Here is a 16,524-nt window from a genome sequence, read left to right on the forward strand (position 1 = left end):
TCATCGGCTGCGCGAGGAGCCGGGGTTCCCCCCGTACCCACGGCTCAGCGCATCTGGCGCGGGCGGGGCACGTTCCCCCGGCCCTGCCCGCGCCCTTCTTTTGCGCCTAAGCCGGCGCTCTCTTTTTGCGCCTAAGCCGGCGCCGCTCTCGCGGATGTGGTCCCCGTTGTGGGGGTTGCTCAATTTTCGCTTCGGTTACCGAGTTCAGGTGTGCGGGCTTGGTGGAAGTGCGGGTCAGTGGGAAATCACGACCTTGGTGCCCTTCCTCGCTGCGTCGAAGAGGGCGGCGACCTTCTCCTTGTCTCGGACGTTGACGCAGCCGTGGGAGGCGCCGTGGTAGCCGCGGGCGGCGAAGTCGGCGGAGTAGTGGACGGCCTGGCCGCCGCTGAAGAACATCGCGTACGGCATGGCCGTGTGGTAGAGCGTCGAGACGTGGTGGCGGCTTTTGAAGGTGAGGGCGAAGGTGCCCTCGCGGGTGGGGGTGTACTGCGAACCGAAGCGGACATCCATCGCCGAGACGACCCGGCCGTCGACCACCCACGCGAGGGTGTTGCTCCGCTTGCTGATGCAGATCACCCGGCCCCGCATGCAGCGCGGATCCAGGGCGCCGACCGGCCGGGTCGTGGGCGGATACAGCTCCGCATGCGAGGGCCGGCGGGTCTGTGACCGCAGGGCGAGCCAGGCCGCGGGCTGCACGGTGCCCGTCCGGGGCAGGCCCTGCCGCTGCTGGAAGGCACGTACCGCGGACGTGGTGACGGCGGCGTACGAGCCCGTCGGGGAGCGGTCGAAGAGACCCAGCTGGGCCAGTCGCGCCTGGAGTTCGCGGACCCGCGCACCCTGCGAGCCCGCCGCCATCAGCGGCCCGGCGGCCCGCTGCGCACGGTGCGGGGTGCGCGGCGCCGTGTGGTGCGGGCGCGACGGGACGGAGTGCCGGGGAGCGGTGGGACCGTGCCGGCCGAGTGGCGGGGGAGGCGGTGTGGTGGGGGCGTAGCGGGTGCCCTTGCCGTCCGGCGCACCGGCGCCGCTGACCGTCACCGGGCGGCAGCCCACCGCGAGAGTCGCCACCACCAGCACCGCGGCCATCACCGGTGCCGTACGTCGTCCACTGCTGCGCTGCATGCGCCACCCCCGGATCTCGGTGGGCCGACCGGCCACCGGTGACTCTGCCCAGTGCTGCGGCGTGGCGAACCTGCGGGCATGCTGTGGACAAAGAACCACACACCGGATATCGGTCACCCAGTGGGAGGCATACACCCATGGCGCACGAGTCGGGCACTGTCCGGTACAGCGAGAGCGGCCGGCCCATCGAGCCGGTGTACGGGCCTCAGGCTCTGGACGACTGGGACCCGGAGCGCCGGCTCGGTGCGCCCGGCGGCTACCCCTTCACCCGCGGTGTCTATCCGTCGATGTACACCGGACGGCCCTGGACGATGCGGCAGTACGCCGGCTTCGGCACCGCGCGCGAGTCCAACGCCCGCTACCGGCAGCTGATCGCCCACGGCACCACGGGCCTGTCGGTCGCCTTCGACCTGCCGACGCAGATGGGCCACGACTCGGACACCCCGATCGCCTCGGGCGAGGTCGGCAAGGTCGGGGTGGCCATCGACTCCGTCGAGGACATGCGGGTGCTGTTCGGCGGGATCCCGCTGGACAAGGTGTCGACCTCGATGACGATCAATGCGCCCGCCGCGCTGCTGCTGCTCCTCTACCAACTGGTGGGGGAGGAGGAAGGGGTGCGGGCCGACCAGCTGAACGGGACCATCCAGAACGACGTGCTCAAGGAGTACATCGCCCGGGGCACGTACATCTTCCCGCCGCAGCCGTCTCTGCGCCTGACCGCGGACATCTTCCAGTACTGCCGGGCCGAGATCCCCCGCTGGAACACCATCTCCATCTCCGGCTACCACATGGCCGAGGCCGGCGCCTCGCCCGCGCAGGAGATCGCCTTCACGCTCGCCAACGGCATCGCCTATGTGCGCACCGCCGTGGCCGCCGGTATGGACGTCGACGACTTCGCGCCCCGGCTGTCCTTCTTCTTCGTCTCCCGGACGACGCTGCTCGAAGAGGTCGCCAAGTTCCGTGCCGCGCGCAGGATCTGGGCCCGGGTGATGCGGGAGGAATTCGGCGCGCGCAACCCCAAGTCGATGATGCTGCGGTTCCACACCCAGACCGCGGGGGTGCAACTCACCGCCCAGCAGCCGGAGGTGAACCTCGCCCGGGTCACCGTCCAGGGGCTCGCCGCCGTCCTCGGTGGCACCCAGTCGCTGCACACCAATTCCTTCGACGAGGCCATCGCCCTGCCCACGGACAAGGCGGCCCGGCTCGCGCTGCGCACCCAGCAGGTGCTGGCGTACGAGACCGATGTGACCGCCACCGTCGACCCGTTCGCCGGCTCCTACGCCGTCGAGTCGATGACCGACGACGTGGAAGAGGAGGCCGTCGCGCTGATGCGGAGGGTGGAGGACATGGGCGGGGCGGTGGCCGCCATCGAACGGGGCTTCCAGAAGGACGAGATCGAGCGCAACGCCTATCGCCTCGCCCAGGAGACCGACGCCGGCGAGCGGATCGTCGTCGGCGTCAACCGCTTCCAGCTCGACGAGGAGGAACCCTACGAGCCGCTGCGCGTCGACCCGGCGATCGAGGCCCGGCAGGTCGAACGGCTGGCCCAGCTCCGCGACCGCCGCAGCTCCCGCGCCGTGACCGCGGCCCTCGACGACCTCCGAAAGGCCGCCGAGGGCACGGACAACGTCCTCCCCCCGATGCGCGAGGCCCTGCGGGCGAGGACGACGGTGGGCGAGGTGTGCGAGGCGCTGCGGGGGGTGTGGGGGACTTATGTGCCGACGGATGCGTTCTGAGCGGCGGCATCGGGCAGCACGCCGGAGACCCGCAGCAGCTTGCCCTGCCGGTTGCTGACGTAGATCCAGCCGTTGTCGCGGTCCAGCCCGAGGCCGCAGACCGCGCCGAGACCGTCGGCCACCACGCGCTGACGGCCCTTGGCCTCGCCGTCGGCCACGACGACCTCGTGCAGCCTGCCGCCGCTGGAGTCGGAGACGTATGCGTGGACCGCGCCATCCAGCGCTACGCGGACGCTCGTCCCGAGATTGGTGGCCACGGTCTGCGGTGTGTTGCCGTCTGCCGTCAGGTCGACCTCGTACAGCCCGCCGAGGTCGTACTGGCCGATGTACGCCTTGCCCCCGTTCAGCGCTACTCCCGCGGCCCTCGGCACGTCCCAGGTGCGCTGCTTCTTCGCCGGTTGGCTGGTCAGGTCGAACTCGATCAGCTTCCCGCCGTAGTCGGCCACGTAGGCCTTGTTGCCCGGCAGGTCCAGCGCGACGCCGTACGCCTGCATGCCCTCGGCGACCGTGACCGGGGCGGCGGTGTGGTCGGACAGATTCACCGTGAACAGGCGCTTGCCGCTGTAGTCGGCGACGTAGGCCTTGTTGCCCGGCAGGTCCAGCGCCACATCGTTGACTTCGCCCAGCTTCTCCAGGACCCAGTCCGTGTTGCCGCTGGCGAGATCCACCTTGTGCAGCTTGCCGCCGTTGTGCCGCTCGGTGACGTATGCCTTGTGGTTCACCAGGTCCAGCGCGAGGCCATCGGCCGTCCCCAACCCGGCGGCGAGCTCGACGGGCGCCTTTTTCGAGCTCTCCTGCTCTTCGCCGCCGGCCTGGTGAAGAGGGTGCTGCTTCTTGTCGAACTCAAGCTTTTCAAGCTCGAAGACCTCGTGCACCCCGGCGAGGGTGGAAACGACCTCGGCTTCCCCTTTTTGCATATACGGCTTGCCTTTATCGGTCAAGTCGAAGGTCTCCGTAGCCGTACCGGTCTCGCCGAGTTTCCACGCAATCACCCTGGAGTATTTCGGTTCCTTGGCTTGTGGGCCCTCCGGACTGGTCTCCTTGACCTCTACTGGCTCGGGGTAATACAAAGCGACCCACCCGCCGAACGAGATGGGGAATTCGTAGTCGAACCTCCGCACCTGACGTCGCTGCGTGGCCAGGACATCTACCCGGCTGTTAATTTTTCCGCTCAGCGTGGACGATGTTTTGAACGCAGTGGTCAATGAACCGCTGACGGAAGCAGTGATTCCAAGCATCAGCTGCGCCGACAACTCCCCGGTGCCCGTGGCGGTACTCGTGGCTGTTGTCGTACTCGTCATTTGCGTCTGAGACTCCGCGTCCACGCCCTGATTGTCCTTGCTGTTCTTCAGGGTAATCTTCTCGGATTGGTTCATCGCCATGCTCTTCTGCAGCTGCTGCTGCAGTGATGCGGTGGTTTTCGCCCCGAACGTGAGCTGCACCTGCCCCTGGAGCGACCAGCTGATGGTGTTCGAAATCGAGAATTCGACAGTGTGCGACCAGTCCATGGGGACGGGGTCGGTTCGATTGACGTACGTTTGCTTGGAGATCACGTCAGGAGGGGGCTGTGCAATGTCGTTTCGCTCTTCGATGAGCGGCACACCCACCGTCATATAGGCGCGCCACCCGCGTGGGTGTGCCGCATCCTCACCATCGGGAAAGTCGCCGAATCGCCCCTTGTTCAAAGAAAACCCGGTAGGAGCGACCTTGCGGTCCTTCCCATCTGCTGTTTTCTTCTCGGCTTTCCTCTCCAGTTTGCCCTTGTCCCGCTCCAGGATGGCAGCGGCCTTGTCGGCGATTCCGAGCTCCTTCAGGTTCCGCCCGGTCAGTGGTTGGCGGATGAATCGTTCGCCGAGATGAGCTGTACTCACGTTGTTTTTGGTGGGGTCGCCCATGTCTTTCAGCATCCTTTCGCAGCGGAGCTCAGCGATTTTTCAGTGATGAGGTGTGAGCGGTTTCCGGCCTGGCGCGACCGAATGAGAAGCCGTCCGGCCGCCGAGCGGGGTCGTTGCTACCCGGCCCTCACCACTCGACCGAACCATCGCTACGCCTTTTGACGTTTTTGGCCGATTTGTAGTTTTCCTTCTTCAGTTCTTCCAGCCTTTCGTCGCCGGCCTTTGGCCGGTCTTCGTCCCTGATCTCCACCGCCACCTTTTTGAATGCCTCATCCTTGGCCGAAGATGCCATACCGGATGTCGATTCGGGGTTTTCGCTGGCTGCCCGCTGCGTGGTGGCTGCTGTCTGGGTGTTCTGGAAGAGGGGAGTGATGAAGCTGTTCATGATGGCGAGCGCCTCGGGCGACGTCTCGCGGATAATCTTGGGGTCGCGCGCGGCTTCGGGAATGCCGTCGTAGAGCTCCGGGTCGACCCCTTCCCGTTCGGGCCAAGCGCCAGGAATTTTTTCATTGACCTTTTGCGCGGACTCTTCCGCGGACTTGGCTTCGCTTTCGCTGCTGTCGAAGATGTTCTTGAAAGTCATAAACTTTCCTCCGGATTCCCTCGGTGGGCTGTGTGCACCAAGATCTTGGTGTGCGCTTGCCTACCCCTGTGGTGATCGGTCTATCCGGCTCGATCCTGCGGTTTTCGCCCGTCACCTGGCTGCGGGTCGGCAGTGACGTTTTTTTGGAACGCCATGACGGCTGGAATTGATCCCCGGTTGGTTTCCGATTGGGAGATGCTCTGAAATGGCCCCGCCCATGACCTGCGACGACCAGCTTTGAGGGGCCGATTCAGGACGTTATCGAAGTGCAGTTTGCGTTGAGTCCTGGCCAACATGGTGGCCCCAATATGGAGCCCGAAACTGGTGGGTCTCCTGCTTATTGGTCGGGTGCGAGTGTCGACAGTGGGGGCATGCGTCGGCCGGCGCCCGCGGTGCGGGAGGCAGCTTGTGAGCCATGGGCCGGGCTGCGTCAGACTGTGGGCATGTCGTCACCCCGCCGTGCGTGCCCCATCTGCAGTCGAGAGATCGCCGTTGTCGGCGGGCGCTTCGCTCGCCATGACCCGCCCGGGCGGCGGACGGTGCTGGAGCTGATCTCCTGTCCGGGCTCGCGGCGGATCGCGCCGATGATGGCTCCGGCGGAGAAGCTCTTCGATCCCGAGGAGCCGCCGATGCCGGGTCAGCAGCCGTTGTTCTGAGGCAGGCTGCCGACGGCGGGCGGTGATTACGGGGCCAGGACGTCCAGTTCGGCCATGGCGCCGGCGGTGATCTCGCGGGTGAGGGACTCCGCGCGGGCCGCGTCGCCGGTGCGTACCGCCTCCGCGACCTGTACGTGGAGGGTGACCGCGGCCGGGTCGGGGTCGGTGAACATCACATGGTGCTGGGTGCGGCCGGTCAGGACGGCGGCGACGACATCGCCGAGGCGGGCGAACATCTCGTTGCCGGAGGCGGTCAGCACGATCCGGTGGAAGGCCACGTCGTGGACCAGATAGGCGTCGAGCTGCTGGCCGCGTGAGGTGGCGACCATGCCCATGGCGTGCTCGGTGAGTTCGGCGCACTGCGCGGGGGTGGCGTGCTGGGCGGCCAGGCCCGCGGCGACCGGTTCGACGGCCGAGCGCAGCACGGTCAGGGAGCGCAGCTGCCGGGGCCGGTCCCGGCCGGCCAGCCGCCAGCCGATCACCCGCGGGTCGTAGACGTTCCACTCCTCGGTGGGCCGGACGGTCACCCCGACCCGGCGCCGGGAGGCGACCAGCTGCATGGATTCCAGTACCCGGACCGCCTCGCGGATGACCGTGCGGGAGACGTCGAAGCGCTCCTCCAGTTCATCCGTGCGCAGGACCGTGCCCGGAGGGTAGTCGCCCGCGGTGATCGCGGGTCCGAGGGACTCCAGTACACGGGCGTGCAGTCCCTTCCCCTCGTTTTCCATGGGCCAAGCCTACGTTCCCGCACCCCGGGCAATTAAGTATGACGTTTTCATCACGAGCTCTTGAATACGTCGTACCTAATGGGTTTCAGTGGGGCCCGCACGAGGTCAAGGAAGACAGCGAGGTACCACGGGATGAGCACCCCCGACGTGATCGTCGTGATGGGCGTGGCCGGCACCGGCAAGACCACGATCGGTCCGCTGGTGGCCGCCGCACTGGGCGTCCCGTACGCCGAGGGGGACGACTTCCACCCGCCGGCGAACATCGCCAAGATGTCGGCCGGTATCCCGCTGGACGATCACGACCGCGGTCCCTGGCTGGACGCCATCGGCGCCTGGGCGCACGGGCGGGCCGGCCAGGGCGGGGTGGTCAGCAGCTCCGCGCTCAAGCGCGGCTACCGCGACCGGCTGCGCACCGCCGCCCCCGGAGTCGTCTTTCTGCACCTCACCGGGGACCGCGCGCTGATCGAGGCGCGGATGGCCGAGCGCACCGGCCACTTCATGCCGGCCGCGCTGCTGGACTCCCAGTTCGCCACGCTCGAACCGCTCGGGCGCGACGAGGCGGGCGTCGCCGTGGACGTCGCCGGCACCCCGCAGCAGATCGCCGGACGGGCCGTCACCGCACTGCGCGCGATGACCGCACCGGCCGGATAACCCCCCAACACCCCCCACTGCAGCACCCCTTCCCCCTCCGTTCGACCAAGGGAATCGCCGTGACACATCTCAGCGTCGAGATGCTCGCAGCGGATGCGACCGAGCCGATCACCTCGGCCGGTCACGCTCAGCTGGGCATCGCCGTTCTGGCCGGCATAGCCGTCATCGTCCTGCTCATCACCAAGTTCAAGCTGCATGCCTTCCTGTCGTTGATCATTGGCTCGCTGGTGCTCGGTGCGGTGGCCGGTGCGCCGCTCGACAAGGCCATCACCAGCTTCACGACCGGGCTCGGTACGACGGTCGCGGGCACCGGCGTACTGATCGCGCTGGGTGCCGTCCTCGGGCGGCTGCTCGCCGATTCCGGCGGCGCGGACCAGATCGTCGACACGATCCTGGCGAAGGCGGGCCGGGGTGCGATGCCCTGGGCGATGGTGCTGATAGCCGGGATCGTCGGGCTGCCGATCTTCTTCGAGGTCGGCATCGTGCTGCTGATACCGGTGGTGCTGCTGGTCGCCCGGCGCGGCAACTTCTCGCTGATGCGGATCGGCATCCCGGCGCTGGCCGGACTGTCCGTCATGCACGGGCTGATCCCGCCGCACCCCGGGCCGCTGGCGGCGATCGACGCGGTCGGCGCGAACCTCGGTGTCACCCTCGCGCTCGGTGTGGTCGTCGCCGTCCCGACCGCGATCATCGCCGGTCCGGTCTTCTCCCGTTACGCGGCCCGCTGGGTGGACGTCCGCCCGCCGGAGCAGCTGGTGCCCGCGCGCAGCTCCGACGACCTGGAGAAGCGGCCCGGCTTCGGGATCACGGTCGCCACCGTGCTGCTGCCGGTGGTGATGATGCTGGCCAAGGCGCTGGTGGACATCGTCGTCGACGATCCCGCGGCCGGCGTGCAGAGGGCCTTCGATGTCATCGGCTCGCCGCTGATCGCGCTGCTGACCGCCGTCATCGTCGCGATGTTCACGCTGGGGCGGGCGGCCGGTTTCACCCGCGGCCGGATCGCCACGACCGTCGAGAAGTCGCTCGGCCCGATCGCCGGTGTGGTGCTGATCGTGGGGGCGGGCGGCGGCTTCAAGCAGACGCTGGTGGACGCCGGCGTCGGCCAGATGATCCTGGACCTCTCCAAGGGCTGGCACGTCTCCGCGCTGCTGCTGGCCTGGCTGATCGCGGTCGCCATCCGGCTCGCGACCGGCTCCGCGACGGTGGCCACCATCTCCGCCGCCGGGCTGGTCGCCCCGCTCGCCGCGGAGATGAGCACCACCCACGCCGCGCTGCTGGTACTCGCCATCGGCGCCGGGTCGCTCTTCTTCAGCCATGTCAACGACGCCGGATTCTGGCTGGTCAAGGAGTACTTCGGCCTGAGCGTCGGGCAGACGCTGAAGACCTGGTCGGTGATGGAGACGCTGATCTCGGTCGTGGGGATCGTGTGCGTCCTGTTGTTGTCGTTGATTCTCTAGGGCCCCGGGCCGGTCGCTGATTCTCTAGAGCCCCGGCCCTTCCGAAACCCCGGTCCTTCAGGGCGGTTCACGCCCCGGGCGCCCACCCCCCTCAGGCGCCTGTTCCCCGGCACGAGGCCGCACCGGCGCATGTCCGCCGGTGCGGCCTCGTGCGCATGAGGTCATCCGGCCGGCTGGAGAGCGGTGGTGCCGACGAAGTCCGCCAGGGCGGCGGACACCCGGGCCGTGGCGCCCTCGGCCGGTGCGCCGAGGGCGAGATAGCCGTCGGGGCGGACGAGGAGGACGGCCGGGCCGCTGCCGTAGGCGTCCTGGACATGGCCGTCGGCATCGAGCAGATCGGGGGTCGGGCCGCCGACGCGGACGATCCGCAGCAGGGCGGGGTCGGCGGGCAGTCGGGACTCGTCCAGTTCGACGTCGCCCAGGGCGAGCAGGGAGAAGTGCGGGCCCTGGAAGGCGTCGAAGAGCCGGGTGGGCGAGCCGTCGGCCGTGCGGCACGGGGCGTCGGGGGCGCGGTCGCCGGCGACGGGCGTGCCCTCGGCGAGGTCCGTCCGCAGCTCCCGCGCCAGCCGGCTGTCGGGGTAGCCGATGTCGAGCTGGTGCAGATCCCGGCCGCGGCGCAGGCTGCCGGAGCGGTGCAGCCGGGTGCTGGTGTCCAGGATGCGTGCGGCGATCGGGCGGCGCTCCGTGCCGTAGCTGTCGAGCAGGGAGTCGGGGGCGCCGTACCGCAGCACCTGGCCGAGTTTCCAGCCGAGGTTGTAGGCGTCCTGCACGCTGGTGTTGAGGCCCTGGCCGCCCGCCGGGGAGTGGATGTGCGCGGCGTCGCCGGCCAGGAAGACCCGGCCGGTGCGGTAGGAGTCGGCCATGCCCGCGCGGGGGCGGAAGAGGGAGGACCACACCACCTCGCGGATCTGGTCGGCCACCAGGTGGGTGCGCGCCGCGAGCAGGGTGCGGATCGCCTCCGGCGAGGTGTCCGTCGTCCCCTCGGGGGCCGCGATCAGGGTCTGGAAGAGGTCGGTGCCGGCGAGCGGCAGCAGGGCGGTGAAGGCGCCGTTCGGCAGGACCCAGCGGTGCCAGTGGTCCCGGTCGAGACCGTCGATCCGGACGTCCGCGAGCAGCGCGGCGCCCGGCTCCAGCGACGGCCCGCTCATCCCGACGCCCAGCGCCCGGCGTACGGTGCTGCGCCCGCCGTCGGCGGCGACCAGATAGCCGGCACGCACCGTGTGCGGCGCCCCGCCGACGCGCTGCAGACGGACCGTCACCCCGTCGGTGTCCTGGGTGAAGTCGGTGAGTTCGGTGCCGAGGAGCACGCTGCCGCCGAGCTCGGTCAGCCGGGCGTGCAGCACCTCCAGATTGCGGAACTGCGGCACCATCAGGGCGCTCGAATGGGGCACGGCGGGCGTCGGGTCGACCCGCTCGATCATCTCCTGGACCTGGGTGATCCGGCCGTCCTCCCAGAGGGCGGTCGGCGGATAGAGCCCGCCGACCGCCTGGATCGCCTCCAGCACCCCGAGGTCCTCGTAGACCTCCTGGGTGCGCGGCTGCAGACCGGTGCCGCGGGCGCCGGGCGAGAGGCGGTCCTGCCGCTCGACGACCAGGGCGCGCACGCCGCGCCGGGCGAGGTCGATGCCGAGCGCGATGCCGGTCGGGCCCGCGCCGGCGATCAGTACGTCGACGGTCGTGGGGAGGTCGTCCGCCACACCGCGGCTGTCCTTAACGTTGTTAAGTTCCATGCTTCCGAGCATGTCTTTAACGGTGTTAAGTTGTCAACATGGTTTCTCGCATCGACCGGAAACAGGTGGTGGACACCGCGCTGCGGCTGCTGAACGAGGTGGGCCTCGACGGGCTCACGCTGCGCCGCATCGCCAAGGAGCTGAACGTCCAGGCTCCCGCGCTGTATTGGCACTTCAAGAACAAACAGGAGCTGCTGGACGAGATGGCCACCGAGATGTTCCGGCGGATGGTCGCGCCGATGCTGGGGGAGGGGAGCGAGGGGGCCGGTCCCGGCCGCGGCTGGCAGGACGCCCTCCGCGGCGCCTGCCGGGGCATGCGCCGCCAACTCCTCGGCTACCGCGACGGCGGCAAGGTCTTCAGCGGCACCCGGATGACCGACGAGAGCTACGCCCGGCCGCTCGACAACCTCCTCACCCTGCTCACCACGGCGGGATTCTCGCCGACCCTGGCGGCGCGGGCGTGGTGGACCGCGTACAGCTACACCATCGGCGTGGTGATCGAGGAGCAGTCCGTCTATCCCGAGCCGGGCGAGCCGGAGGCCCGCCGCCCGGAGGACCGCGATCCGGCCTACGACCTGGAGAGCCGCGTGGAGAAGATCGGCGTGGACTATCCCCTCGCGGCGCGGGCGGGTGTGGAGATGTTCGGCGACATGGACCGGAACTTCGAGGCCGGGCTACAGCTCATCATCGCGGGCGTCGAGGCGACGGCCGGGAGGTAGCGGCGGCTGGGAGGTAGCGGCGGACGGACGGAAGGCCGGGAGGCGCGCGAAAGGCCGGGAGGCGGACGGAATGGCCGGGAGGCGGACGGAATGGCCGGGAGGCGGACGGAAACGCCGGGAGGCGTACGGCGATCGGCCGCCGTGCGCCCCACCGGCCGGTCGCCGTACGCCCCCCGGCCCGGCCGTCAGAGCGAGGGCCGCCGCGGATCGATCGCGTGCTTCAGCAGCGGGGTCAGCGGGCGCTCCAGGAAGCGGTGCAGCAGCCACGCCAGCAGCAGCATCAGCCCCACGGTCAGGAGCAGCGTGGCGTACGAGGGCAGGCCGAGGGTGTGGTGCAGGGCGCGGACGACCACCCACCCCAGGTGTTCATGGACGAGGTAGAACGGGTACGTCAGCGCGCCCGCGACGGTCAGCCAGCGCCAGTTCGCCCAGCGCAGCAGGCCCAGGGCGACCGCCGCGACGAGGGCGAAGCCGAGCGTGACGACGGCGATGATGCCGGCCGTCGAACGGTAGGAGAACGCGGTGGCCGACGCCGCGTGCCAGAGCCCGGCGACCGCGTAATGCTGCCCGACCAGCCAGCTGACCAGCACTATCGCCCAGGCGATCGGATCGCGGGCGCCGTAGCGGTGCAGCAGGTACAGACCGATGCCGCCGATGAAGAACGGGGCGTACTCGGGCATCAGGACGGTGTCGAGGAAGGGCTCGTGCGCGGCCTGGGCGAGCGCGGCGGCCAGGGTCCAGCCGGCGCAGAAGAGCACCACCCGGCTGCGGGTGGCGCCCGGCAGGACGACGCAGAGCGCGAAGAGGGCGTAGAACCGCATCTCCGCCCAGAGGGTCCAGCACACGCCCAGCACCCGGTCCACGCCCAACGGCTGTTGCAGCATGGTCAGGTTGGTGAGCACCTCACTGGGCGGCAGCGCCTTATAGGCGACCCAGGGGAGCGCGAAGACCGCGGTGATCAGGAGGATCGCGGCCCAGTACGCGGGATAGAGGCGGGAGACGCGGGAGGCGATGAAGGCGCGCAGCGTCCGGCCCCAGCCGCTGAGGCAGATGACGAAGCCGCTGATCACGAAGAAGATCTGGACGCCCAGACAGCCATAGGCGAACAGCGGTGCCAGGGTGGGGAATTGGTGGGCCGGCGAGCCGCCCCAGGCCTGGGATATCTCGCCGCTGCGCCCCCCGTAGTGGTACGCGGCGACCATCAGCGCGGCGAGCAGCCGCAGCCCGTCCAGGGCGCGCAGCCGCGACGAACCTCCCCCAGCTTTAAGGGCCGGGGGGACCCCCTCGCCGCGCCCCCGTATCGCCGCCGGTCCCGGGGCGGTGACGGCCACCGGCGTGACCGGTGGCGCGCCGGTGGTCAGCTCGGTGGCGGTCATCCGAACGCGGCCCGCTTCTTCAGCCGCCGCTGCACCGCGCGTGCCTGGCGGGCGACCCGGCGGACGGCGGCGTTGCGCGGGATGAACGCCAGCTGGGACGGGATCGCGCCGGGCAGCGCCAGCGCGGTCAGCCGGCGGCGCTTGAAGTAGCGCCAGGTGAACTGGTCGAGATGGGCCGCGAGATAGCGCTCGGCGTGCGGCCGCAGCTCCGGGTACATCTGGTGCTGCATCGCATAGCCGACCGCGGCGACCAGGCCCTCGACGCTCTCCGCGGTGGCGGCGGTGCGCGGCTGCTCGCTGCGGTCGCCCAGGTCGGGCACCAGCGCGTCCACGAGCGTGACCGGGATCCGGTTGCTGTTCTGGTACGGGGTGAGCCGCTCCAGCAGCAGGCCGGTGCCGGTGCGTGCCGTCGGCAGGCCGTAGAAGGTGGCCGCCGTCAGCAGCGCGGTGGAGAAGCAGCCGACGACCAGCGCGGGCCGCATCCGCTGGTAGAGCACCTCGGCCAGCACCGGGCGCTCCAGCACGGTCAGGGCGAGGTCCAGCTTCTCGGCCTCCCGCTCCAGCAGCCGCGACCAGCGGGCCGGCGCGGACGGGTGCGGTTTGAAGACGACCGTGCGGTGGCCGCGCTCGGCGGCGCCGCGCAGCATCCGCACATGCAGCTCCTCTTCCTCCTCGGGAGTGAGGATGCCCAGCGCGGAGAGGTACTGGCCGAGCAGAAGCGCGGCCCCCTCCGGCAGGCCCAACTCGCCACTGGCGTCGGAGAGTTCGGACAACACCTTGAGGAAGGTGTCGGCCGGCACACACCGCGGCTCGACCTCGAACTCGGTCAGCAGGAGCGGCGTCAGGCCCGGCACCAGGTCCAGGTGGAGCAGCCGGTTGATCCGGGTGCCGATCAGCGGGTCGAGCTTGTTGCGGGTCGGGCCGTAGCTCATCAGGCCGTCGGCGTAGACGTCGATCGGCGCGTCGGGGAACAGCTGGGCGACCGCCAGCGCCGGGTTGACCTGGATGGACTCCACGACCAGCTCGACGCGGTCGTCGCCCAGGCCCCACAGCAGCCGCAGATGCCGCTCCCACAGCGGGGCGTCGTCCGCGCGCGGGGACCAGCCGCCGGGGTGGAACGGGCTGATCGTCTCGTTCCAGGACAGCACCCGGTCGAAGCGGCCGCGCAGCCGCTCGAAGCCGGGCATGGTGTCCAGCGAGGCGCTGGTCTCCGGGGTCGCCGCGTTGTTGCTGAGCAGCAGCAGCCGGCGGTCGGCCGGGGCGAAGCAGTCGGCGTCCAGCGCGGCGGCGAGCGTCGCCGCGCCGTAGAGCGTGGACGCCATGAAGATCTGGGTACGCGGTCGGGTGGACATCAGGCGGCGACCTCCGCCGGGACGGGGCGACGGCGCAGTCGCCGCAGCCGGGACGCGCGCTGCACATCCATCGAATCCAGGGCTTCCTTCAGTACGTCCTGCGGCATGCGTTTCATGGCCGCCGCGCTCATCGCGCGCAATTTACGGGCGACCTGCGGCTCGAAGCGTTCGATCGAACCGAGGTGGTGGGAAATGATCGCGCAATAGGTGCGCACCGCCTTGGGCAGCAGGAATTCCGCATCGCGATCTTGCGCGGTCTCCTCGATCACCTGATCGAAGGCGCGAATGAAGTCCAATTGCCGCACATCGCCGATCTGGGTCAGGGAGGACGCCACTCCGCGCCGGTAGAAAACGCCGAGCGCTCCGATGACCGCCATGGACCGCGCCTCGCGGTGCAGCCGCCAGATCCACGGGCGGTCCTCCGCGGTGCGCAGCCCGTCCCGGAAATGCAGCACCCCGTCGTCCAGCAGCCGGCGGTGGTACATCCCGGCCCAGGCGAAGGCGTAGTCGACGGAGGTGGAGCGGTCGGCGGGCAGGATCACCGCGCGCGGGTCCAGCACCACCCCGCGCCGGCCGTGCGGGACCCGGTGGACGGTGCGCGCCCGGGCGGTGCACTGGACATGGTCGGTGCGGACGAAGTCGCACCCCAACTCTTCGATGGCCGAGAGGAGTTCGGGGTAGTAGCCGGGTGCGAGCCAGTCGTCGCCGTCCAGGAAGGTGACGTACTCGCCGCGGGCCGCGTCCAGACCGGTGTTCCGGGCGGTGGCCAGCCCCCCGTTCTGTTCGTGCCGCAGCAGTCTGGCGCCCGGCAGCTCGCGCTCGGCGCGCGCGAGGATCTGAGGGGTCTCGTCGCGCGAGCAGTCGTCGACGAGCAGGAATTCAAAATCCTCGCGGGCATTGGCCGCCAGGCTTTTCAGGGTGTCGGGCGCGTATGTCTGCACGTTGTAGAACGGCACGATGACGGAGAGCTTAACCACCCGGGTGACGTTAGGCGCGGCGGCGGGCTTTCGTCTTTACGGGGTGCGGACCCCAGGGTGAACGAAGAATGGCGGGATGGTTAACCAGGCCGACAATCGGGCCGGTTCGTCGTTCGTCGACCCGCTGTTAACCCTTTGTTGCGGCCCAGTTGGCCCGCCAAACGGAATGCCTTCCTAGCGTCTTCGACGTGCCATCACGTACCGCTTCCACGCCGCGAGTCGCCGTACTCGCCGACTCGGATACCCGGTGGAAATGGGGCGCTTTGACAGCGTACCGGCTCCAATCGGACATCCGACTCGACGGATACCTCCTCCGCGGCCGCGCAACCCCCACGGTCCGCCAGCTCGACGAGGTCGGCGCCCGTGCGGACTCGCTGCGCGAAATCAGGGGCGTCGACTTCGTGCGTTCCGTCGACCGTACGCGCTATGACGTCATCGTGCTGGCCTGTGTAGGCGGAGCGGTGCAAGCCATGCTGCACGGCCTGGCCCGCGCCTGGAGCGCCGGCACGCCGGACGCCGCCGGGCAGCACCGCCCGGTCGTCGTCACCGGCTACGTCGGAGTGGTCTACGAGAAGCTCGCCGACGGGCTGCTGCTGCGGCACGGTGCCGACGTCGTCCTCGCCAACTCCCGGCACGACGCGGACCGGTTCCGCGAGGTCTACCGCGGCGTCGGCGCCGACGACCACAGCGTCGTCGAATGCGCCCTCCCCTTCCTCGGCGGCGACCGCTACACCGGCGAACACACCCCTTACACCGTGGTGTTCGCCGCCCAGCCCTCCGTCCCGGAGAGCCGCGCGGACCGTAGCTACCTGCTGCGCCGGGCGGTGGAGCACGCCCGCATGCACCCCGACCGCGAGGTGCTGATCAAGCTCCGCAGCAAGCCGGGCGAGCACACCACGCACATCGAGGAACTGCCCTACCAGAAGCTCGCCGCCAAGGCGCCCGGCCAGCTGCCCGCCAACTGCCGCCTGGTGTACGGCAACATGGGCGAGGTCCTGGACCGCACCGACCTGATGGTCACGGTCAGCTCGACCGCCGCCCTGGAATCCCTGCACCGCGGCATCCCCACCGCCGTCCTCACCGACCTCGGCGTCCGCGAGGCCCTCGGCAACCACCACTTCCTGGGCTCCGGCTGCCTGGCCTCCTGGGACGAGCTGGACGCCGGCCACCGCCCGGAGCCCGACCGGGAGTGGCTGGCCCGGCAGGGAGTCGCGGCCGACGGGAGCTACGAGAAGGCCTTCGACGCCGCCCGCTCCCGGGTCACCGTGCTGCGCGAGGCCGGCCTGCTGCCGCCGCTCGCCCCCTACTACACGCCCCGCACCGCCCCCGGCTACCTCCCCGGCATCCTCGCCCGGCACGGCCTCGACCCGCAGGGCGAGCCGCTCGCCGGATACGACGAGGCCCCCCAGGAGACCGGCGGACTGCGCCGGGTCGCCCGCGAGACGGTCCGCGAGGCCGCCCGCGGCGCCTACCGCCACGGCGTCCAGCGCGTCGCCCCCGCCATCCGCCGCTGGGGGCAGCTGTGAGCGCCCGCCCGTCGCCCGC

14 protein-coding genes are annotated in these 16,524 nt (G+C 69.9%); 6 read left to right on the forward strand and 8 right to left on the reverse strand.

Annotated features, from left to right (window positions below):
* Positions 1-234: 234 nt before the first annotated feature.
* Positions 235-1,083: a L,D-transpeptidase family protein gene (locus tag BKA18_RS22580; protein WP_366044536.1), complete on the reverse strand. Its 849-nt coding sequence runs from the start codon at positions 1,081-1,083 to the stop codon at positions 235-237.
* Positions 1,084-1,256: 173 nt separating this feature from the next.
* Here BKA18_RS22580 and BKA18_RS22585 point away from each other — a divergent pair, with 173 nt between their 5' ends.
* Positions 1,257-2,855, forward strand: coding sequence for an acyl-CoA mutase large subunit family protein (locus BKA18_RS22585; RefSeq protein WP_366044440.1), 1,599 nt, complete (start codon positions 1,257-1,259; stop codon positions 2,853-2,855).
* On the opposite strand, the gene BKA18_RS22590 is transcribed toward BKA18_RS22585, so the two are convergent.
* Positions 2,831-4,750 carry a YncE family protein gene (locus BKA18_RS22590; protein ID WP_366044439.1) on the reverse strand — a complete coding sequence of 640 codons (1,920 nt, stop codon included), beginning with the start codon at positions 4,748-4,750 and terminating at the stop codon, positions 2,831-2,833. The two genes, BKA18_RS22585 and BKA18_RS22590, sit on opposite strands and share 25 nt — an antisense overlap.
* Positions 4,751-4,877: 127 nt before the next feature.
* Positions 4,878-5,333 (reverse strand): hypothetical protein, encoded by a 456-nt coding sequence (locus BKA18_RS22595; protein ID WP_366044438.1) that lies wholly within the window; start codon positions 5,331-5,333, stop codon positions 4,878-4,880.
* A 443-nt stretch (positions 5,334-5,776) separates the two neighbouring features.
* On the opposite strand from BKA18_RS22595, the gene BKA18_RS22600 reads away from it, so the two are divergent.
* On the forward strand, positions 5,777-5,989 hold the full coding sequence (locus tag BKA18_RS22600) for a hypothetical protein (RefSeq protein ID WP_366044437.1): 213 nt from the start codon (positions 5,777-5,779) through the stop codon (positions 5,987-5,989).
* A 26-nt stretch (positions 5,990-6,015) separates the two neighbouring features.
* Here BKA18_RS22600 and BKA18_RS22605 read toward each other — a convergent pair whose 3' ends face one another.
* The gene (locus BKA18_RS22605) at positions 6,016-6,717 is read right to left on the reverse strand and encodes a FadR/GntR family transcriptional regulator (protein ID WP_006603606.1); all 702 of its coding nucleotides are present in this window, start codon (positions 6,715-6,717) and stop codon (positions 6,016-6,018) included.
* A gap of 132 nt (positions 6,718-6,849) precedes the next feature.
* Here BKA18_RS22605 and BKA18_RS22610 point away from each other — a divergent pair, with 132 nt between their 5' ends.
* Together BKA18_RS22610 and BKA18_RS22615 are read left to right on the forward strand one after the other, a co-directional pair.
* Positions 6,850-7,368: a gluconokinase gene (locus BKA18_RS22610; RefSeq protein WP_366044435.1), complete on the forward strand. Its 519-nt coding sequence runs from the start codon at positions 6,850-6,852 to the stop codon at positions 7,366-7,368.
* Between the two features lie 59 nt (positions 7,369-7,427).
* The gene (locus tag BKA18_RS22615; protein WP_006603604.1) at positions 7,428-8,825 is read left to right on the forward strand and encodes a GntT/GntP/DsdX family permease; all 1,398 of its coding nucleotides are present in this window, start codon (positions 7,428-7,430) and stop codon (positions 8,823-8,825) included.
* A gap of 161 nt (positions 8,826-8,986) precedes the next feature.
* Here BKA18_RS22615 and BKA18_RS22620 read toward each other — a convergent pair whose 3' ends face one another.
* Positions 8,987-10,555 carry an FAD-dependent monooxygenase gene (locus BKA18_RS22620; RefSeq protein WP_366044434.1) on the reverse strand — a complete coding sequence of 523 codons (1,569 nt, stop codon included), beginning with the start codon at positions 10,553-10,555 and terminating at the stop codon, positions 8,987-8,989.
* A gap of 38 nt (positions 10,556-10,593) precedes the next feature.
* Between BKA18_RS22620 and BKA18_RS22625 the strand changes: the two genes are divergently transcribed.
* Entirely contained in the window at positions 10,594-11,274 is a 681-nt protein-coding gene (locus BKA18_RS22625) for a TetR/AcrR family transcriptional regulator C-terminal domain-containing protein (RefSeq protein WP_366044433.1), read from the forward strand.
* 185 nt (positions 11,275-11,459) lie between these two features.
* Here the strand turns inward: BKA18_RS22625 and BKA18_RS22630 are convergent, their stop codons facing one another.
* Genes BKA18_RS22630 through BKA18_RS22640 form a run of 3 tightly spaced genes read right to left on the reverse strand, consistent with a single transcriptional unit; the run spans position 11,460 to position 14,979 of the window.
* Positions 11,460-12,650 carry an acyltransferase family protein gene (locus tag BKA18_RS22630; protein ID WP_366044432.1) on the reverse strand — a complete coding sequence of 397 codons (1,191 nt, stop codon included), beginning with the start codon at positions 12,648-12,650 and terminating at the stop codon, positions 11,460-11,462.
* Positions 12,647-14,002 carry an alpha-2,8-polysialyltransferase family protein gene (locus BKA18_RS22635; RefSeq protein ID WP_366044431.1) on the reverse strand — a complete coding sequence of 452 codons (1,356 nt, stop codon included), beginning with the start codon at positions 14,000-14,002 and terminating at the stop codon, positions 12,647-12,649. Before BKA18_RS22635 ends, BKA18_RS22630 begins: the two co-directional genes overlap by 4 nt.
* On the reverse strand, positions 14,002-14,979 hold the full coding sequence (locus BKA18_RS22640) for a glycosyltransferase family 2 protein (protein ID WP_366044430.1): 978 nt from the start codon (positions 14,977-14,979) through the stop codon (positions 14,002-14,004). The genes BKA18_RS22635 and BKA18_RS22640 overlap by 1 nt, the downstream gene beginning before the upstream one ends.
* A 188-nt stretch (positions 14,980-15,167) precedes the next feature.
* Between BKA18_RS22640 and BKA18_RS22645 the strand changes: the two genes are divergently transcribed.
* Positions 15,168-16,505: a DUF6716 putative glycosyltransferase gene (locus tag BKA18_RS22645; protein WP_366044429.1), complete on the forward strand. Its 1,338-nt coding sequence runs from the start codon at positions 15,168-15,170 to the stop codon at positions 16,503-16,505.
* Positions 16,506-16,524 lie beyond the last annotated feature (19 nt).

The organism is Streptomyces auratus (assembly GCF_050433025.1).
Lineage (GTDB): Bacteria > Actinomycetota > Actinomycetes > Streptomycetales > Streptomycetaceae > Streptomyces > Streptomyces sioyaensis.